This window comes from Gilvimarinus sp. DA14, assembly GCF_024204685.1.
Classification (GTDB): Bacteria; Pseudomonadota; Gammaproteobacteria; order Pseudomonadales; family Cellvibrionaceae; genus Gilvimarinus.
This window is the reverse complement of sequence record NZ_CP100350.1, coordinates 445,780-465,875: the sequence shown is the minus strand read 5'-3', so window position 1 is coordinate 465,875 and position 20,096 is coordinate 445,780. Positions and strand designations below refer to the sequence as shown.

Sequence of the window (20,096 nt, the reverse complement as noted above, 5' to 3'; positions counted from 1 at the left end):
TCATCGCGTCTTATTTGGGTCCACCGCATCGCGCACCCCCTCCCCCACAAATACCAAAAGGGTTAACAATAGGGCCAACACCACAAAAACCGAAATCCCTATCCAGGGCGCGTGCAGGTTATTCTTACCCTGACTTACCATCTCGCCCAAGGAAGCAGACCCGGGAGGCAAGCCAAACCCGAGAAAATCCAGCGCCGTAAGACTAGTCACACCGCCAACCAGCAAGAAAGGTATAAAAGTAACTGTGGCAACCATTGCGTTGGGCAATAGATGTCGAAACATCAACGTGAAATCGGAGACGCCCATGGATTTCGCAGCGAGCACATAATCAAGATTCCGGGCACGTAAAAATTCCGCCCGGACAACACCAACCAGGGCCATCCAACCGAACAAGAGTAAAATAAGCAACAAAATCCAGAAACTGGGCGGAACTAAGCTGGCGATAATAATAAGCACGAACAAAGTGGGCATACTAGACCACACCTCAAGCAACCGCTGCCCAATAAGATCCACCTTACCACCATAGAACCCCTGCACCGCACCTGCAGCCACGCCGATTACCGTCGTAGCCAAAGTCAGCATTAAGCCAAAAATCACTGAAATGCGGAAACCGTAAATCAGTCTTGCTAAAATATCCCGCCCCTGATCGTCAGTTCCCAGCCAATTTTCTGACGATGGCGGACTAGGGGCCGGTGAAGGTAGATCATAGTTAATGGTTTTATAATCAAACTTAATTGGTGGCCAGACCATCCAACCGGATTCATTAATCAATTCGGCGATATAGGGGTCTCTGTAATCTGCTGCAACATCAAAGTCGCCACCAAATGTCAGCTCAGAATACTGGTTAACTACTGGAAAATACCAATCGTTTTCGTACTTCACCAGAAGTGGCACACTGTTGGCGATTAACTCTGCAAACAGCGTTAATACGAATAAAAACAAAAACAGCCACAGGCTAAAAAAACCGCGACGGTTTTTCTTAAAACGATGCCAACGCTCCTGATTCAAAGGGCTCAACTTCATTACCGGCTCTCAAAATCAATCCTGGGATCGACCCAGGTATAGGCCAAGTCGCTCACAATACCGATTAATAACCCGAGCAGACCGAACATATATAAAGTGCCAAACATAACTGGATAGTCCCGCTGCAGGGTTGCCTCAAACCCCAGCAAACCCAACCCTTCCAGGGAAAAAATCACCTCAATCAAGAGCGAACCAGTAAAAAACATACTGATAAATGTCGCCGGAAAGCCGGCAATAATAATGAGCATGGCGTTGCGAAACACATGTTTGTATAAAACTCGACGCTCCGTAGCCCCCTTTGCCCGGGCTGTAACGACATACTGTTTATTAATTTCATCGAGAAAAGAATTTTTAGTCAGCATGGTGAGAGTGGCAAATCCGCCTATCACCATAGCGAGAATGGGCAATGTCAAATGCCAAAAATAGTCGAGTACTTTTTCATACCAACTGAGAGAGGAATAATTATCGGACACCAAGCCGCGCAAGGGGAACCAGTCAAGATAAGAGCCGCCAGCGAAGACGATAATCAGTAAAATGGCAAACAAAAAGCCGGGGACAGCATTGCCGATTACTATGACCCAACTTGTCCAGACATCAAAACTACTGTGATGGCGAATTGCCTTGCGAATACCCAGTGGTATAGAGACCAAATAAATGATTAAAGTACTCCATAACCCCAAAGATATCGAGACGGGCAACCGGTCCACAATCAGCTCAGTCACCGAGCTGGCTTTGAACAAGCTGTCGCCGAAGTCGAAACGCACATAATCCCACAACATAGTGAAATAGCGCTCAATGACCGGCTTATCAAAACCGAACTGGCGCTCTATTTCTGCGATGACCTCTGGGTCCAGTCCCCTTGCACCACGCGACTGCGAGGACTCTCCTTCAGCGCTTAAACCTCCAGTGGGCTGATCAGAGCTACCACCGGTCACCCGCTGAATAGAGCTGCCGCCCATACCCATCATTTTGGCGACGGCCTGGTCTACTGGACCACCAGGCGTTGCCTGAACAATAAAAAAGTTGAGCGTGATAATTGCCAGCAATGTGGGAATTATCAACAGCAACCGTCTTAGTACGTATGCCGCCAACTTTAGAATACCACCTTAATCACTGCGCCAAGGATTTCGCTTTAACGCTGTCGTACCACCAAGAATCTAACCCAATAGCATACTTTGGTCGCTTATCGGGGCGAGAAAACTTGTTCCAGTAAGCAATACGAAATGACTCCGAATGCCATTGGGGAATCACATAAAAGTTCCACAAAGCCACCCGATCAAAAGCCTTACCCAGTGCTAAAAGCTTTTCATCATCTTCCTGACTGATACGGATCTGCTCAATCAAGGCATCAATTACAGGATTGCTAACACCAGCCTGGTTGTATGTAGAATCCATATAATCCGAATGCCAGGCGAGCTCCATTGCCGGCATCGGGTAAGCCATCGCGCTGTAGCCCTGCGGCGTCATTTGAAAATCACGAGAGCGCAAACGATTTAAATACTGCGTAGAATCGACCATACGAATATCGGCGCGGATGCCAATTCGCTCCAAACTGCGAATAAACGGTAATGTCACCCTTTCCATAGAAGGGCTATAAAGAAGAATTTCAAACGCAAACTCCTCCCCCTTGTCATTAACCAGCTTTTTGTCTTTTAGCGTCCAACCCGCCTGCTTGAGCAGTGCCAGGGCCTCACGCATTTGCTCTCGATTTCTGCCGGAACCGTCGGTTTTTTGTGGCCTCCATACCGGCCCAAAAACTTCTTCAGGCAGCTGGTCGCGAAAAGGCTTCAATATTTCAAGCTCGGCCGGACCCGGTTCACCTCCGGCTTTATAGGGGGTATTTTCAAAGTAACTTTCATTTCGGGTGTAAGATGAGTAAAACAGATTTTTATTCAGCCACTCGAAATCCAACATTAAATTGAGCGCGCGGCGCACCCGACGATCTTGAAATAATGTAAATTGTGTATTAAATACAAACGCCTGCATTGGTTGCGGAATTGAGTGAGCAAGTTCCTCCTTGACTATTTTCCCCTGCGTAACGGCAGGAACCTGATAACCTTCCGCCCACTGCTTGGCTATATTTTCCCGTCTAAAATCGAACTCACCGGCTTTAAAAGCCTCAAGACTAACCGTGTCGTCGCGATAATAATCATAGCGAATGCTATCGAAATTAAGCAGCCCTTTCCGACTTGGCAGATCCTGCGCCCAATAATCTTTAATACGCTCATAGGTCGCGGACTGTCCCAGCTTGTAATCCACAACTCGATAAGCGCCGCTGCCAAGTGGGGGCTCTTTCAGAGGCTCAGAGAAATCCCGCGACTCCCAGTAATGCTTAGGTAGAATCGGCAGCGAAGCCATGCTCGACACCAGCTCCTTGTTCGAAGCGGCAAAAGTAAATTTAACCGTCAGTTCGTCCACTGCCTCAACGTTACTAACATCCGCATAGCGTTGTTTAACAAAAGCAACCCCCTCCTCCATAAACTTATGGAAAGTAAACACCACATCGGCTGAGGTTATCTTTTTACCATCTTGATGACGAGCGTTAGGATTAAGATAAAATGTCACCCACGTATAGTCCTCCGGGTATTCAATACTGCTGGCGATCAGCGGGTAATAGACCCCAATTTCATCGTCGCTACTTGTCATCAGCGAATCATAAAATGCTTCGCTATTGACCTCACTGTCCCCACGCGAGGCGTAGCGATTAAAGCTATCGTAGGTGCCAACGGTGGCAAGCACCAGCTCACCGCCTTTGGGGGCGTCGGGATTTACATAATCAAAGTGCTCAAAGTCAGCTGGGTACTTAGGATCGCCACGCTCGGCAAAGGCATGGGACTTGACCACGGCCACACCGGAGCCTTCTCCCGCGTCAACCATCGTGCCAAGCAAACACAGAATTGCTACAAGCGTGTATTTGAGTCTGTTCATGTTGTCTTCTCGCGATATTGAACCCGTTGGACAAATTGTACGGAAACTAGTGCCCCTGTGTACAATCTGCTAAGACAAATAATACAAAGTTGGAGCTTACAGACACAGGCGCGGACAACACAGCGCTAAAATGCTAGTATTAAGAAAATTTAAGTGATAATCACCAGATTTGATCACTTTTTAACCTTATCGTTTCTCGAACGCCAGGTTGCGCAATGACAACCAAGCTTCTTAGCGAAGATCAACGGGACTGCCTGCAGGAAATCGCAAACGTCGCCATGGGACAATCTGCGGATCGGCTGGCACGCTTACTAGACGTTTTTGTCGTTCTGTCTATCCCCACAGTTGGTATTCTGACCCCCAGTGATATCGCCATGACCCTGCAAAGCCTGCAGTCAGATGACGACAGCACAAACAGCCTAACTGGTGTCTGCCAAGGGTTTATTGGCGGCGGGATCGCCGGCGAAGCGTTACTTATCTTTAACGGCACCAACTACCAAGATCTGGCCGAATTACTGCGCTACCAGCATAACCGAGACATTCAAAATGAGCTGCTCATGGACACGACCAATGTCCTCGGCGGGGCCTGCTTGCACAGCCTTGCTAGGCAGCTAGACACTCAGTTCAGCCTAGGCCCCCCCACCCTACTCGGTGGCAGCTCAGACCCCACCAGCAACCTACAAAAGCGCAAAGTGCGCTGGTCCGAGGCCTTGGTGATAGAAATCAACTACTCTATCGAGCATCATAGGGTAAATTGTGATCTGCTACTGGTAATCAGTGAGAACTGTATTGACGGCTTATTGGAAAAGCTCGACTACTTGCTGGAATAACACCAGACGGCATTAATTGAACGGTACAGATGGCAAACGAAGACATAAGTCACGTCCTAAAAGATATTCATTGGCTCATGGATATCTTGCAAAATATCGATGTGGGCCTAGTGGTGTTGGACCGGGACTACCAGGTATGCCTGTGGAACCAGTTTATGCAAAACCACAGCGGCAGCGCACCAGAACACGTTTTAGGTCGATCACTGTTCGAGATATTTCCCAGCTTGCCGAGGGAGTGGTTTTGCCGCAAAGCAGAACCTGCCTTTGTCCTGCAAAGCGCCACCTTTACCACCTGGGAGCAGCGGCCTTACCTGTTCCACTTTCCACACTACCGCCCCATAACCGGCGTTGCCGAGTTTATGTATCAAAACAGCACAATTATTCCACTGCTCGATACTCACGCTGAAGTCTCTCACATCTGCCTCATCCTTTATGACGTAACCGACAGCGCCATAAGCAAGATCGCACAAACAGAAACGAACCATCACCTGCAAGGGCTAAGCCGCATCGACCACCTGACCCAGCTCTACAACCGCGGCCACTGGGAGCACTGCCTGGATCAGGAATTTAAACGTTTTGACCGCTACCAGATACCCTGCACCCTGATTATGTTTGATATTGATCACTTCAAGAAGGTGAATGACACTTATGGACACAGCACCGGCGACGAGGTGATCCGCATGATCAGCCAATGCCTAAGGGATGAAATGCGAGAAACGGATATTGCTGGACGCTACGGCGGAGAGGAGTTTTGCACTGTCCTTACAGCGACAGACGCCAGCGGCGGACTCGAATTTGCCGAACGGCTACGCAACCGTGTTGTTTCGCAGCGCCTAAACTTAGAGGAAGATATTCACGTCACTATCAGTCTCGGTATTTGTGAACTCACAACAGAGATAAAAGACACCAACGAATGGATCGAAAGAGCCGATCAAGCGCTTTATCAGAGCAAAGAAAAAGGCCGCAACCAAAGCAGCCTGGCGGGTTATCAGGAGAGGACTTGAAAGGACTAGGCCAGAAAAAGAAAAGGCGCGCCCACATGGAGCACGCCTTTTTAAATCAATCAACAAATCAAACTAAATCACTCAACCACTATCTCAGCTGATTCACGTAAATAACGGCTAAACGACTCAAAGTCTGCAGAGCTATAGAGCCCCGCTACGCCTTGTAGCATAGCCTCGCGCTGCTCTTGTGGCATTTCATCGGCTTCTGGCGTTGCAACCTCCTTCAGCTGCACCACATTATATTCACCATTGCTGACCGAGCCTTCCACAACCGGCCCATTTACTGGGCGAGGCAGAGAGAAAGCAAACTCAACCACACTTCGAGGCTGCTCGGTATCGGCTCGGGATATATCGGTTACTTGTACCAACTCCATCCCCTCATCGGCGGCCAAGGTAGCGAAGTCTTCACCACTGGCAACACGCTCGACAATACTCTCGCCACGCTCTCTAAGAATGTCCGCAGCCTTTTGCTCCGACAGAATAGCTGTAATATTGCCGCGCACTTCATCTAAAGGTTTAACGTAGCTAGACTCACGCTCAAGAAGCTTGACTACAACAACTCGATCAGAGGCCAACTCAAGCAGCTCACTAGAATTGCCAAATTCCAGCACTTCTTCCCCAAAGGCGGCTTTCACCACAGAATCATAGGCCGCAATACCTGAGCCACCGTCGCGAGAAAATGGATCGCTACGCTGGGCCTCTAAACCTAAGGTGTCAGCTACATTCTCCAAAGATTCAGCGTTATAGGACAAGTCTTCTAGGCTGTCGAGCAGCTCAACAAAACGCCCCTCGGCGCGCGCGCGCTTTATTTGCGCGGCGATTGCGTCGCGCTCGGCGTCGAAATCAGGCGCCTCACCACCTGACTTGTCCAACAGCTTGATAAAGTGGGTGCCCGCCTCGGTAGTTACAGGATCCGAAACCTCACCGACGCTCAACTGGGCCAGCGCCTCTTCAAACTCTTCCGGAAATGCATCGCCGGTGGTGACTCCGAGGTCGCCACCAAGGTCTTTAGAGCCAAGATCGTCTGAGTATTGTTGCGCCAACTCCGCAAAGTCCTCGCCGGCCTCCAGCGCCGCTTGCACTTCAGCCACTTCACCACCCTCAGCCTCTTCGAGCAAAATATGCGCAACATGGCGCTCTACCACAGGAGTAAAGTCGTCCACATTTTCCTCAAAGTACTGTCTAACTTCTTCATCTGAGAGGGTTTCAGCTGCCATTAAGCGATCAACACTCAAATCGATAAACTCAACAACGAGCTTTTCTGGCTCCGTGAATGGTTCGGGGTTAGCTTCATAATATGCTGCGATTTCAGCGTCGGACACCTCAACCTGATCCAATAGATCATCAATACTTAAACTGACGTAGGCAAAGTCTCGGGTCTGATTATTCAATTCGGCCAAATAATCGACTTCTGCTTCAGTTGCAAAACCAGAATTAGTAATACCGTTTGCCAGCTGACTTACCATTAAATCACGCGATAGTTCATTACGGTAATTCGCTGGGGTGTAGGCGAGGCGACGCAACGCCATGGTGAAGACGTCCGGATCGAACTGACCAGCACTATTCTGAAAAGCGGGAATAGATACAATCACATCGTCAATACGCTGACGGGAAATCGCCATATTGGCTTCGCGTGCTGCCTGGGTAAGCAAAGTTCTATCGACCAAGCGATCGATAGCTGGCTGACGTAAGTTTTCGTTACTGAGAAAGCTCTCGGGGACAGAATCGCCAAAACGATTTCGCAACTGAGTTTTTTGCTGTTCCACCGCACGCAATACTTCCGTTTCAGATATTTCCTGACCATTTACTGTCAGTGCTATCTGCGTATTGTTGCGACTGCTGAATAAGGCCTCTGCACCTGACAACGCAAAAATAATGACCAGCAGGCCTACCAGTATACCCGCAACGACACCCTTAGAGTTGTCTCGCATGGTTTGTAACATATTCTGCTCCCAGACCCGTGTGTGCCTGTGTTTGACACTATTTACTTGTTAAACATAAAAAAGGCGCATCCGGGATGCGCCTTTTCTCATCGATAGCGACAATCTTAATTACCGATGTTTATCTCGATCGAAGCCGATTAATTTACGGCGTCTTTTAGAGCTTTACCGGCTTTAAAGCTGGGAACCTTAGCAGCGGCGATTTGAATTTCAGCACCGGTTTGCGGGTTGCGGCCAGTGCGAGCGGCACGCTCTTTAACAGAAAAGGTACCAAAACCAACCAGCACAACTTGGTCACCCTTCTTCAATGAATCTGTGATACCGTCGACAACGGCGTCCAATGCACGGCCAGCAGCAGCTTTGGAAATATCCGCAGATGCGGCAATGGCTTCGATCAGCTCAGTTTTGTTCACGTTTAACCCCTTAAGTAGATTTTCCAGAACACGTGTTTATAGTTGTGCAGTGTTTTTTTGATTTGGCGACATCAGGCTAACCCAGTGCGGCTCAGCACCACCACTCACTATTGAATTGCGATTTATACCAACTGCTAGAGTGCGGGTCAAGGCCGCGCTTGCGAATTCGGAAAGCAATTGCAAAATTGGTCGTGTTTTAAACAAAAGCCCCGTCATACGGGGCTTACAAATGTTTCCGCGATCATCCTTGGTTACGCAAAGTAACAATCAATCAGCACTCAATGAGTGTTTATTCTGGCCCCTGCCGCATTGGTTTCCGCCGCCTTCTCCAAAGCCTGATACTCCTCATCGGACAAAGGCTTAGGAGTATGTTGCAACGCAACTTGCAGTACGTCGTCAATCCATTTAACCGGTCGAATCTCGAGATCCGCCTTAATATTATCTGGTATCTCTTTTAAATCGCGTTCGTTGTCGGCGGGAATCAATACCGTTTTAATGCCGCCGCGGTGAGCTGCCAGTAATTTTTCTTTTAGCCCGCCGATTCTCAACACCTCGCCACGCAGAGTAATTTCTCCAGTCATCGCAACCTGCGCCCTAACGGGGATACCAGTCAAAACAGAAACCAACGCAGTGCACATTGCAATACCGGCACTGGGACCATCTTTCGGGGTGGCACCCTCAGGAACGTGAATGTGTACGTCCATCTTTTCATGGTAGTCAGGCGCGATGCCGAGAACCTGAGCACGCGAACGCACAACGGTTAGAGCCGCCTGAATAGACTCCTGCATGACATCACCGAGCGAACCCGTTTTTACGATCCGTCCTTTGCCCTTAACTGCTGACGACTCAATAGTGAGCAATTCGCCGCCGACCTGGGTCCATGCCAAACCGGTAACCTGCCCTACCTGGTCATCGTTTTCGGCGCGGCCATAATCGAATTTACGCACGCCCAGCAGGCCTTCAAGCTCGACCGGACCAATGTGATCACTGCTCTGGCTTTTGTCTTTTACGTGGCGCGTCACTACTTTACGCGCCAGCTTGGCAATTTCGCGATCGAGTCCACGCACACCAGCCTCACGAGTATAAAAACGGATCACATCACGAATCGCTTCATCTTCGAGGATCATTTCACCTTCTTTGAGACCATTAGCCCTAAGCTGCTTAGGAATAAGGTATTTACGCGCAATATTAACTTTTTCATCCTCGGTATAACCGGGGATGCGAATCACTTCCATACGATCAAGCAAGGGGCCCGGAATATTCATACTGTTTGACGTACAGACGAACATTACATCGGATAAATCGTAATCGACCTCCAGGTAGTGATCGTTGAAGTGATTGTTTTGCTCAGGGTCCAACACCTCTAACAGAGCAGAAGCCGGATCGCCCCGATTGTCCATACCCATTTTGTCAATTTCATCCAGCAGAAACAGGGGATTCTTGACACCCGCTTTGGCCATTTTTTGCACTAACTTACCTGGTAATGAACCAATATACGTACGCCTGTGGCCACGGATCTCGGCCTCATCTCGAACCCCGCCCAGGGCCATACGGACAAATTTACGGTTGGTAGCCCGCGCTATAGACTCACCCAAAGAAGTCTTACCGACACCTGGAGGACCTACTAAGCACAGGATAGGGCCTTTAATTTTCTTTACCCGCTTTTGCACGGCCAAGTACTCAAGAATGCGCTCTTTAACCTCTTCTAACCCATAATGATCGCGCTCCAACACCGCTTCCGCTCGATCAAGGTCGTGACGCACCTTGCTGCGTTTTTTCCAGGGTACTTTTATCATCCAGTCGATGTAAGCGCGCAACACCGAAGCTTCCGCAGACATTGGCGACATCATTTTAAGCTTGGCGAGCTCGGCACGGGTTTTTTCGCTGGCTTCTTCGGGCATGCCGCTGTCGGCGATTTTCTGCTCCAGCTCATCGACCTCGTTGGCCTCTTCGCCCATATCACCCAGCTCTTTTTGAATAGCCTTCATTTGCTCATTCAAATAGTATTCCCGCTGGCTCTTCTCCATTTGCTTTTTAACTCGGCCACGAATTTTTTTCTCGACCTGCAACAAGTCAATTTGTCCATCCATGAGTTCAAGCAAGCTTGCTATGCGCTCTCGCACATTGGTTATTTCAAGCACTACCTGTTTTTGCTCAAGCTCTAGGGCCATATGCGCTGCGATGGTATCGGCAAATCGGCCAGGATCATCTATCCCGCTGAGGGAGTTCATCACTTCAGAAGCCACTTTTCGCGAGAGGCTAACATATTGCTCAAAGTGCTCTTTCGCGGTCTTGATCAACTCTTGCGACTCATCTGTCTCTAAGCGCTCATCGGGGTGAACAGTAACCGAAACTCTGTAGTGACCATCTTGCTCATCGGCAGAGTCAATGGAGACTCGCTGCCCCCCCTCGACCAAAACTTTGACGGTCCCATCGGGAAGCTTGAGCAACTGTAAGATAGTTGCGAGAGTCCCGACTTTGTACAGGGCGTCAGGGGCAGGATCATCATCTGAAGCGTTTTTCTGTGCCACCAAGACAATCTGCTTATCCGCTCGCATAGCACTTTCCAGTGCTTCAATAGATTTTTCACGGCCCACAAATAGTGGGATGACCATGTGCGGATACACCACCACGTCTCGCAATGGCAGTAAGGGTAAATCTGTATTCATATCACCTTGCTCGCTCTGATACATTTCTGACCCCCTTAGCGAATAACTTTAGGATCTACCCTGGTTGTTGGGGCAGATATGTCGTATTACAAGTTCGACACCGACTTTAAAACGCAAAAAGGGTGCCAGAGGCACCCTTTTTTAAACGAGAACACGATCGCCGTCAGTCATCTTTTGAAGCCGCACGGCTTTGAGCTGGCTCTGCATTTTCATACACAAGAATAGGGTCCGACTCACCTTTAATAACCGTTTCGTCTACCACTACCTTTTTCACATGCTCTTCAGAAGGGATACGGTACATCGTATCAAGCAGTACCGACTCCATTATCGAGCGCAGACCCCGTGCACCGGTTTTACGATCCATAGCTTTCTGTGCTACCGCTTCCAGAGCGTCGCGACGGAAATCCAACTCCACGCCTTCCATGTCAAACAAGCGCTGATACTGCTTGGTGAGCGCGTTCTTAGGCTCTGCAAGAATCTCCACCAAAGCCTCACGATCCAGCTCGTCCAGGGTGGCGATTACCGGCAGGCGCCCTACAAACTCTGGAATCAAACCGTAACGAACCAAGTCTTCCGGCTCAAGCTCGTGCAGGGTGTCGCCAAAACTCTTGTCATCATTCTTACTTTTCACTTCGGCGCCAAAACCAATGCCTCCGCGCTCAGAACGATCTCGAATCACTTTGTCCAAGCCTGCAAAAGCACCACCACAAATAAACAAGATATTGCCAGTATCAACCTGCAAAAACTCCTGTTGTGGGTGCTTACGTCCACCCTGCGGAGGGACTGAAGCAACCGTTCCCTCAATAAGCTTCAAAAGCGCCTGCTGAACCCCTTCACCAGACACGTCGCGAGTGATAGAAGGATTGTCAGACTTACGGGAAATCTTGTCGATTTCATCAATATACACAATGCCTTGCTGCGCCTTTTCAACGTCGTAGTCGCATTTTTGCAGCAGCTTTTGGATGATGTTTTCAACGTCCTCACCCACATAACCGGCTTCAGTCAGCGTGGTAGCGTCGGCAATGGTGAAAGGCACATTCAACAGACGCGCCAGGGTTTCAGCCAGCAAAGTCTTACCACTACCAGTCGGCCCGACTAGAAGGATATTACTTTTGCCTAACTCTACCGCATCTTTGTCTTTACCCTTACTGCCTACACGCAGGCGCTTGTAGTGATTATATACAGCCACTGCAAGCACTTTTTTGGCTCGCTGCTGGCCGATAACATATTGATCAAGAATTGCGGATATCTCACTGGGCTTGGGCAGTTTTTCCGACTGCCCCTCAGTAGCACTCTCCTGAATCTCTTCGCGAATAATGTCATTACAAAGATCGACACATTCATCGCAAATAAACACCGAGGGGCCCGCAATTAATTTGCGAACCTCATGCTGGCTCTTACCGCAAAACGAGCAGTACAACAACTTGCCGTTTTTGTCGCCGTTTTCTCCGGTGTGATCGGTCATTAAACCACTCCCAATATTTCTGCCACGGATTAAAAGATGCGCCCTTTAATCCCAATTTTCAAGCCCGGCGCCCCAATAAGGCACAGCTAGCCCTCGCGTCTCTAATCTAAACAGCCTATTTTGCCTGAACCCGGCTGTCCACAACAGAGTCAATAATGCCATATTCCTTTGACTCGTCAGAGGACATAAACTTATCTCGCTCAGTATCCAGCTCTACTTGCTCTAAAGACTGCCCGGTATGCTTTGCCAACAGCTCATTCAGACGACGACGGATTTTCAGTATCTCCTGAGCGTGGATATTGATATCAGATGCCTGGCCCTGGGCCCCGCCACTGGGCTGATGGATCATCACCCGTGAATTGGGCAGCGCATAGCGCTTGCCTTCGGCGCCGGCGGCCAACAAGAAAGCTCCCATAGAGCAAGCCTGCCCCATACACATAGTACTCACATCCGGCTTGATAAACTGCATGGTATCGTAAATTGACATACCCGCGGTAACCGAGCCGCCGGGTGAATTAATGTACAGGTGAATGTCCTTGTCGGGATTTTCTGCCTCTAAGAACAGCAGCTGTGCGACCACTAAATTCGCCATATGATCTTCGACCTGACCAGTCAAAAAGATAACCCGCTCTTTTAGCAGTCGAGAGTAAATGTCGTAAGAACGCTCACCCCTTGCAGTCTGTTCGACTACGATAGGCACCAGACCGCTGGCGGTGACTTCTTGCGTTCGGCTGTCGTTTAGCTCATAAGACATCAATGAAACACCCTTCTGTCGTACATTCCAAAATGACGATTTGCGATAAAGCAAACCCAATAGCTGGGAGCTTAACCTGTGACGCGGCGCTTTGCCAGTAAAGAAAGAGAAAAGCTGGAGGGGGAGACCGCGAAACAGGCGTTTCGCGGTTTTTTTGCTCAATAAGCGTTATTTTTCAGCATTTGGCTGCATGATTTCATCGTAAGTTGCTGACTCTTCAGTTACTTCTGCCTGCTCTACGATGTGCTCAACCACCTGATCTTCCAATACTGCTGACTCGATACCGGCGAGCAACTCGCGCTGACCGTAGTAGTAGTCGATCACCTCTTGTGGGTCTTCGTAAGTGCTGGCGATCTCTTCAACCATCTTACGCACAGCTTTGGCCTCTGGCTTGATCTTGGCAGTCTTTACAACCTCACCCACAATCAACCCAAGCGCTACACGACGCTTAGCGTCTTCTTCAAACATGCTATCCGGTAACATTGACTTGGCGTCGAAACCCTTAGGCTGCTGACCGAAGCGCTGCATCATCTGATTGCGCAACACCTGAATCTCATTAGCCACCAAAGCCTTGGGCAGCTCAACCTCATTGGCCTCAAGCAGCTGATCCATAACCTGTGACTTAACCTTGGCCTTGAGCGCATTTTTCAGTTCGCGCTCCATGTTGGTTTTCACTTCTTTCTGGAAGGTCTTAATACCCCCCTTTTCCAGGCCAAACTTTTGGAAAAACGGCTTTTTCAGCTCGGGCAACTCTTGCTCAGAAACAGTGTTAACCTTAATGGCAAATTCCGCCTCTGCGCCTTTCAGCTCTTCTGCCTGATAGTCTTCAGGGAAGGTCACTTTAATGGTCTTTTCTTCGCCTGCTTTCATGCCGACAATGCCGTCTTCAAAGCCCGGGATCATCGAGTTAGAGCCCAGCACCAGGTTGTGACCCTGTGCTTTACCACCCTGAAACTCTTCGCCGTCTTTAGTGCCGGTGAAGTCAATATTCACCTGATCACCTTCGGCCGCCGCACGATCAACCTCTTTCCAGGTTGCCTGATGCTTGCGCAGGGTTTCGATCATCTTATCGATGTCTTCATCGGTAATATCAGCGGTGTAACGAGTTACCTTAAATCCACTCACATCGCCCAACTTAACTTCGGGATACACCTCAAAAGTCGCCACGAACTCCAGATCTTCGCCCTCTTTCATCTGTTTGGGCTGAATGTTTGGCTGGCCGGCGGGCTTAACGTCTTCTTGCTGTGCAGCTTCGTAGAAAGAGCGGCTGATCACCTCTCCAACAACTTCCTGGCGCACACCAGCACCATAGCGCTGCTTGACGATTTTCAAGGGCACTTTACCCTTGCGGAAACCGTTAATGCGAATGTTTTTAGCGGCCTCTTTCAGTCGCTTTTCAATTTCGCCTTCTACGGTATCAGCGGGTACGCCGATAGTCAGGCGACGCTCTAGACCAGAAGTCGTTTCGATTGAAACCTGCATAGTATCCTCGTGCATAACTTCGATGCTTAGACATCGTTTGGTGCCAGACTTTGTCTGACACGTCTACATTAAATGGTGCGGTCGGAGAGACTCGAACTCTCACACCTTGCGGCACCAGAACCTAAATCTGGCGTGTCTACCAATTCCACCACGACCGCGTTGCCCAGACACAGGCAAAATCAAATCAATAACCCTAACACTCTGATTTTTATAAGTTTTTTCAAAAAATCGAGCTGCCGGTTACGAGAAGGGTGGCAATTTTGCCATAGACCGGCAAGAGGTTCAATAAGCGCGTCAATTAAATAACACTAAGCACCGCAATTACCCTTTAATTGGTGCCGCTAACAGTGCCACGGCACCAGACTCCATAAACAGGCAGCAGCCAGATGCACCATTTGCGGGCAAAAGCGCGGCCTGTTCACAAGCCAGATCCTGCTGTGCAACCCTCACCTTGCCGCTTACCGCCATTAACAATTGGTAACTCTGCGCTCCAGCCAGTGACAGCTCGACACTCGCCCGGGCGCGCAGGCGCCACACCCTGAAGTCATCGAAGTCGACTATCTCTTGCTGAGTTAAGCCGGGCACCACTTCCACGGCAGCCGACAACTGCGCGGCTTCAACATCCAGATTCGCCCCCTGCAAAGCCTCCTCAGTATCCCACCATTGCTGAGTGAGAACCTTCTGTGCAAAAGAGAGAATTTTGCGCTCATAGACAGGCGTCTGGAACTCTACCGTGCGTACCCCGTGTAAGAGAGAGTGCGGAGTCATGCAAGGCACACGGACCACATCACCAACCTGCAGCGGCATTAGATTGCTAAAGCTATCCATTTGCGCTCGAAGCTCTGCCTCTTGAACCACTAGTAAGTCAGGCACTTGTGCGAGCCAGGCATCTATTCTCGCAGGCTCTACCGGGTCATTCAGCCCAACGCCCTGCTGCAACCTGATACCGTCCAAGCACTCATCTATGCGACGGCGGACCGATTCGTATCGCTTAACCGTCTCCAGATAAGCGGCTTTAAACTCGTCATCACTAGCGTATTTTGCGCGGACTCTTTGATTAAACCCGAAACGAATTCCCCCGCGACCATCCGGCCAGGCCTGCTTATTCACATGGGTGACTACATAGACTTCCTGTTTGCGCTCATGCATTTCAAAATACAGATCCCCGTAGACCTCATCGGGCAGTGGATCCAGGATTTTTAATAGCGTGAGCTGTTCAGGCTTGCCGTTACAAAAGGCCTCTGGCATCAGCGACAGCAACCAAGGTAAGGGAACAGAGTGCAGTTCATCACCGACGTGAGATACACCGCGTACTTCCATTCCCGTATACCAAATTTCCTGGCCCCAGGGTTTGGCAATGTGAGTAGGCAGCAGAGGCACAGCGGTTTCCACTGACAACACAGGCGTGTTCAGCTCTGCGGCAAGGGTTTGGATGGTCACATTGCCGCCCGCGCTTTCAATCAGCTGACGAGCATGGGCCGTATCCGCCACCATGGCAGCCTCCAGCCCCGCATCACCTTTGGAGACGAGAGCCAACACGGACTCATCCTCAGAACGGGCCCGATAAAAACAATGGTGCCGAAAGCGAATTGCTTGCAAGGAGTAGGCACTTTGCCGTTTTACCTGCTGCAACCATCCTTCGGGATCCTCAGTAAACTGAATCCGCAAGACCAATCCACCCTCTCAGCCGCAAAACGGGGCAGTTTACCAGATCAGCAGCGCTCGATAACTGTTGATATCCCCTGCCCTAAGCCAATACACATGGTTGCAAGCCCTAGAGTTGCCTCACGCGCCTCCATAACAGTTAACAAAGAACCCGTAATACGGGTACCGGAGCAACCGAATGGATGACCTAAAGCGATAGCACCGCCATGTAAATTGACCTTCTCATCCATTGCATCCAGCAATTGCAAATCTTTTAACACCGGCAACGCCTGCGCGGCGAAGGCCTCGTTTAACTCCACACAGTCGATATCAACCATCTCAACGCTCGCAAGCTTTAAGGCCTTTATGGAGGCTGGTACAGGGCCATAGCCCATAATCGACGGGTCCACTCCGGCAATCGCCTGCGAAAGCACGCGCGCGACAGGTGTTAGGCCAAGATCCTGGGCTCGTTGATATGACATAACCAGCATCGCCGACGCACCATCTGAAAGCTGTGAAGAGCTGCCAGCGGTCACCTTACCATTTACCGGATCAAATACCGGCTTAAGTGCGGCCAAGCCTTCGGCGGTCGTGTCCTCACGAATGGTTTCGTCCTGAGTTACGAGCACAGTATTGCCCGCATCATTGTGCCCTTCAACGGAGACAATCTCACGCGCAAACAAACCCGCTCGGCGAGCTGCTCCTGCAAGTTTGTGTGAGCGCAGGGAAAATTCATCCATTTGCTGGCGTTCAATACCGTGCAGCTGGGCCAAATATTCCGCGGTGATACCCATATTGCCGGCGGCCTTGGCTACGGTTAACCCGAGCCTGGGATTGGGATTGATCGCCTCGTACATGGGCAAATGCCCCAAGTGCTCAACCCCGCCGACCAAATAGACATGCCCCAAACCGGCGCGAATTTGCGCGCTAGCCGTGTGCAAGGCCGCCATTGATGAGCCACACAACCGGTTAACGGTTTGCGCCGGAACCGAGTGCGGCAACCCTGCCAGTAGCGAGGCGTAGCGCGCTATATTAAATGCCTGCTCCTCTCTTTGAAGCACACATCCCCAGATTAAATCATCTATTTCAGCGGGATCGAGCTGCGGATTTCTTTGCACAAGTGCGCGCAGAACACTGGCGGAAATATCGTCGGCACGGGTATGGCGGAAGCAGCCATTTTTAGAGCGCCCCATAGCGCTGCGGGCATAGTCAACTATTACCGGGTCATTGGGTTTAAATGCCACGTCAACCTCCTTAATAAATACCAGAACCCTGACGGGCTTTGTTCAGCAAAAACTCGGCTGGTCGATAAAGCGCGCCCAGATGTTGATAGGCCTGCATATCGGCGACGAATTTGTCTACACCCTGGCCTTCTAACCAGTGCAAGACACCGCCTCGATGAGCGGGAAATCCAGTCCCGTAAAGCATCGCCATGTCAGCCTCTGCTGCCGACTCCACTATCTGCTCATCAAGGCAACGGGCTAACTCGTTTACCATGGGTATCATCATTCTCAGAAGGATATCTTCGTCGGATATATCTAGCTGCTCGACGGTTGGAAGCAACTGCTGCGCCTCAGGATTGACGGTTTTCACCAGCTTGCCTTTTTTATCAGTATCGTAAACATAAAAGCCTGAGCCTGACTTTTGACCCAACATCTTATGTTGCACCAACAACTCCATGGCAGAAGTGTAATCACGCTTCATGCGCTCGGGATACCCTTCTGCCATTACAGCTTCCGCATGGAGCGCCGTATCTAGCCCCACTACATCAAGCAAATAGGCCGGCCCCATAGGCCAACCGAAAGCCTCCATAACCCTATCGATACGCTGATAATCCACCCCATCTTTCACTAAAAGGGAAAAACCGCCGAAATACGGGAACAAAACGCGATTAACCAAAAAGCCGGGACAGTCATTTACCACCACCGGCTTCTTGCCCAGCTGACGGGCATAGCTTACAACCTGCGCGATAGTGCTCTCCGAGGTTCGCTCGCCGCGAATCACTTCAACCAAAGGCATGGCGGGCACAGGGTTAAAAAAATGCATGCCGCAAAACCGCTCAGGTTTTTCCAAAGCTTTGGCCAGCCGACTGATGGAAATCGTAGAGGTATTAGAAGCTAATACTGCCTCCTCCGACAGCGCCTGCTCAGCTTCGCTTAATACAACTTGCTTAACCCGCTCGTTTTCCACCACGGCTTCGACGCTCACATCGACATTTATAAAATCGCCGTAGCTAAGCGTCGGGGCGATTCTTGTAAGCGCTGCAGTCGCCTGCGCGGCATCCAGACGTCCGCGCTCGAGCTGCTTTAGGATCAATTTATTCGCTTCCTTTAAGCCTAACTCTAAGCCCTTCTGCTCAATGTCTTTCATCACCACCGGCACCCCCTTCAGTGCCGACTGATAGGCAATGCCACCACCCATGATGCCTGCGCCGATAACGGCCGCTTTGCCGCAGGGCTTGGGAGACATCGCTGCCCATTGTTTGGCTTTTTTATTCAGCGCCTGGTCAGATAAAAAGATTCTGATAAGCGAAGCTGCTGTTTCGCTAACAGCTACAGACAGAAAAGCTTCCAGCTCGACTTGCTCAGCCTCAGAAGCGTTCATTCCGGCCGCCTTTTGTATAGCCTTCGCCGCCGCCAGCGGCGCCGGATAATGTTTTCCTGCTTTGGCCGCGACAAAGGCGATACTGGATTGAAAAACGAGGGGCGCCTCAATCGAATTGAGCCCGAGAGCCGCAGATTTAACCTTGCGTCGGTGCTGATAATCACGCGCACCAGCAATAAGCTGCTCGAGCAACTCGCCACCAGCGTGCAGCAACGACTCGGGGGCGACTACAGCATCGACCACTCCGGCTGTTAACGCTTCGTTGGCGCGGTACTGTTTGCCACTACAAATCCATTCAATGGCCGTGTCTGCGCCCACAATCCGCGGCAAGCGCACCGCCCCCCCCCAACCGGGGATAATGCCTAATTTTACTTCCGGCAACCCGAGCCTTGCCGTGCTGTCGGCAACGCGAAAGTCGCACGCTAGCGCCATCTCCATGCCGCCCCCTAACACCAAACCGTTAAGAAGCGCCACTGTAGGGAATGGCAGAGCCTGCAGACGGTTGAAATTATCGATATTAACTGACAGGTACTCTTCCACCGCTGCGGCGCCAGCCTCAAACAAAGGCAAAAATTCACTGATATCGGCACCAAAAATAAAATCGCTTTGCTCGCTGCGAATCAACAGAGCGTTAAAACCTTCCTGCTCTAGCAGATCCAGGGCCTGGGTTAGCTCTTGTACCGCATTTTTGTTAAAGATGTTGACCGAGTCCTGCGCAGCAAAAATAAGATGAGCACAGTCTCCTTTAGCCTCCAGACGAATCGATTTACCTTGCAACATATTGCCACCGTTTACGGTTAAGTTTGCTATTCTCCCGCGGCGGAAGACACCATTATTTCAGCTGTTTCAGTAGCGGACGAATTACGGGCGCGAAAAGGCGTATAAGCCCTTAAATAAAAGCAATCACCGGGCACAAGAGTTCGAACTTGCTGGCCGGCAGACATTATAATTTCACCCTGAAAAACACAGCCGGCTTGATCAAAGAAACTGGTCAGAGGTGAATCGCCAGTATCTTTTCCCGGCTCGAACACAAATCGCTTTAAAGTGACGCGCCTCTGGGTTAACTTTTCCGCCACGAGCTGCATAAAACCGTAAGGCTTGTCGTGCTTCGACATCTGCTCGCGAAAGAAAAAACTGTCACTGTTATTTTCAACCCCACAGGAAAAAAAATACGACAGGGACATAGGCAGACCGGCAAGCACTTTTTCCAGCGATTGCACACTGGGACTGACCTGCCCTTGCTCAATCATAGAAATACTGCTGTTGGTAACCCCCGCCCTTTTTGCCAACTCGCGCTGGGATAAACCGTTAGCCTCGCGAACAGCCTTTAAGCGCACCCC

Annotated in this window: 15 protein-coding genes and 1 tRNA gene; 2 read left to right on the top strand and 14 right to left on the bottom strand. The window is 50.3% G+C overall.

The genetic code is table 11. The features are described from left to right. The 3 genes from NHM04_RS01930 to NHM04_RS01920 are packed head-to-tail and all read right to left on the bottom strand — an operon-like array spanning position 1 to position 3,951. Positions 1–1,023 (bottom strand): ABC transporter permease, encoded by a 1,023-nt coding sequence (locus NHM04_RS01930; RefSeq protein WP_254265368.1) that lies wholly within the window; start codon positions 1,021–1,023, stop codon positions 1–3. After that, positions 1,023–2,114, bottom strand: a complete 1,092-nt coding sequence (locus tag NHM04_RS01925; RefSeq protein WP_256527067.1) for a microcin C ABC transporter permease YejB — start codon at positions 2,112–2,114, stop codon at positions 1,023–1,025. The genes NHM04_RS01930 and NHM04_RS01925 overlap by 1 nt, the downstream gene beginning before the upstream one ends. A 19-nt stretch (positions 2,115–2,133) precedes the next feature. Next, positions 2,134–3,951, bottom strand: a complete 1,818-nt coding sequence (locus NHM04_RS01920; RefSeq protein WP_254265366.1) for an extracellular solute-binding protein — start codon at positions 3,949–3,951, stop codon at positions 2,134–2,136. Positions 3,952–4,166: 215 nt separating this feature from the next. Here NHM04_RS01920 and NHM04_RS01915 point away from each other — a divergent pair, with 215 nt between their 5' ends. Both NHM04_RS01915 and NHM04_RS01910 read left to right on the top strand, forming a co-directional pair. Further along, positions 4,167–4,781, top strand: coding sequence for a histidine kinase (locus NHM04_RS01915; RefSeq protein ID WP_254265365.1), 615 nt, complete (start codon positions 4,167–4,169; stop codon positions 4,779–4,781). 77 nt (positions 4,782–4,858) lie between these two features. Then, complete coding sequence (locus NHM04_RS01910) at positions 4,859–5,785, top strand: sensor domain-containing diguanylate cyclase (protein WP_254265364.1); 927 nt, start codon at positions 4,859–4,861, stop codon at positions 5,783–5,785. A 77-nt stretch (positions 5,786–5,862) separates the two neighbouring features. Here NHM04_RS01910 and NHM04_RS01905 read toward each other — a convergent pair whose 3' ends face one another. The 11 genes from NHM04_RS01905 to NHM04_RS01855 all read right to left on the bottom strand — a co-directional run bounded on the left by NHM04_RS01905 (position 5,863) and on the right by NHM04_RS01855 (position 20,093). Beyond that, positions 5,863–7,728: a SurA N-terminal domain-containing protein gene (locus NHM04_RS01905; protein WP_254265363.1), complete on the bottom strand. Its 1,866-nt coding sequence runs from the start codon at positions 7,726–7,728 to the stop codon at positions 5,863–5,865. 137 nt (positions 7,729–7,865) lie between these two features. Beyond that, a complete protein-coding gene (hupB, locus tag NHM04_RS01900) occupies positions 7,866–8,138 on the bottom strand; it encodes a nucleoid-associated protein HU-beta (protein WP_254265362.1) in 273 nt (90 codons plus the stop codon). 278 nt (positions 8,139–8,416) lie between these two features. Next, a complete protein-coding gene (lon, locus tag NHM04_RS01895) occupies positions 8,417–10,831 on the bottom strand; it encodes an endopeptidase La (protein ID WP_371872569.1) in 2,415 nt (804 codons plus the stop codon). A 139-nt stretch (positions 10,832–10,970) separates the two neighbouring features. Then, the gene (gene clpX / locus NHM04_RS01890) at positions 10,971–12,272 is read right to left on the bottom strand and encodes an ATP-dependent Clp protease ATP-binding subunit ClpX (protein WP_254265360.1); all 1,302 of its coding nucleotides are present in this window, start codon (positions 12,270–12,272) and stop codon (positions 10,971–10,973) included. A 115-nt stretch (positions 12,273–12,387) separates the two neighbouring features. After that, the gene (clpP, locus tag NHM04_RS01885) at positions 12,388–13,026 is read right to left on the bottom strand and encodes an ATP-dependent Clp endopeptidase proteolytic subunit ClpP (protein ID WP_254265359.1); all 639 of its coding nucleotides are present in this window, start codon (positions 13,024–13,026) and stop codon (positions 12,388–12,390) included. 168 nt (positions 13,027–13,194) lie between these two features. Then, entirely contained in the window at positions 13,195–14,508 is a 1,314-nt protein-coding gene (gene tig, locus NHM04_RS01880) for a trigger factor (RefSeq protein ID WP_254265358.1), read from the bottom strand. Positions 14,509–14,581: 73 nt separating this feature from the next. After that, positions 14,582–14,666: transfer RNA gene (locus NHM04_RS01875), tRNA-Leu, on the bottom strand. 163 nt (positions 14,667–14,829) lie between these two features. After that, positions 14,830–16,047 carry a hypothetical protein gene (locus tag NHM04_RS01870; protein ID WP_254265357.1) on the bottom strand — a complete coding sequence of 406 codons (1,218 nt, stop codon included), beginning with the start codon at positions 16,045–16,047 and terminating at the stop codon, positions 14,830–14,832. Positions 16,048–16,220: 173 nt separating this feature from the next. Further along, complete coding sequence (gene fadA, locus NHM04_RS01865; protein ID WP_254265356.1) at positions 16,221–17,396, bottom strand: acetyl-CoA C-acyltransferase FadA; 1,176 nt, start codon at positions 17,394–17,396, stop codon at positions 16,221–16,223. 10 nt (positions 17,397–17,406) lie between these two features. Next, a complete protein-coding gene (fadB, locus tag NHM04_RS01860; RefSeq protein ID WP_254265355.1) occupies positions 17,407–19,536 on the bottom strand; it encodes a fatty acid oxidation complex subunit alpha FadB in 2,130 nt (709 codons plus the stop codon). Positions 19,537–19,562: 26 nt separating this feature from the next. Further along, on the bottom strand, positions 19,563–20,093 hold the full coding sequence (locus tag NHM04_RS01855) for a helix-turn-helix domain-containing protein (protein WP_254266672.1): 531 nt from the start codon (positions 20,091–20,093) through the stop codon (positions 19,563–19,565). Positions 20,094–20,096 lie beyond the last annotated feature (3 nt).

Coding starts and splice junctions, on each gene's coding strand:
- NHM04_RS01930 (WP_254265368.1), bottom strand. CDS start 1,023: ATGAAGTTGAGCCCTTTGAATCAGGAGCGTTGGCATCGTTTTAAGAAA.
- NHM04_RS01920 (WP_254265366.1), bottom strand. CDS start 3,951: ATGAACAGACTCAAATACACGCTTGTAGCAATTCTGTGTTTGCTTGGC.
- NHM04_RS01915 (WP_254265365.1), top strand. CDS start 4,167: ATGACAACCAAGCTTCTTAGCGAAGATCAACGGGACTGCCTGCAGGAA.
- NHM04_RS01910 (WP_254265364.1), top strand. CDS start 4,859: ATGGATATCTTGCAAAATATCGATGTGGGCCTAGTGGTGTTGGACCGG.
- NHM04_RS01905 (WP_254265363.1), bottom strand. CDS start 7,728: ATGTTACAAACCATGCGAGACAACTCTAAGGGTGTCGTTGCGGGTATA.
- lon (WP_371872569.1), bottom strand. CDS start 10,831: ATGTATCAGAGCGAGCAAGGTGATATGAATACAGATTTACCCTTACTG.
- clpX (WP_254265360.1), bottom strand. CDS start 12,272: ATGACCGATCACACCGGAGAAAACGGCGACAAAAACGGCAAGTTGTTG.
- clpP (WP_254265359.1), bottom strand. CDS start 13,026: ATGTCTTATGAGCTAAACGACAGCCGAACGCAAGAAGTCACCGCCAGC.
- tig (WP_254265358.1), bottom strand. CDS start 14,508: ATGCAGGTTTCAATCGAAACGACTTCTGGTCTAGAGCGTCGCCTGACT.
- fadB (WP_254265355.1), bottom strand. CDS start 19,536: ATGTTGCAAGGTAAATCGATTCGTCTGGAGGCTAAAGGAGACTGTGCT.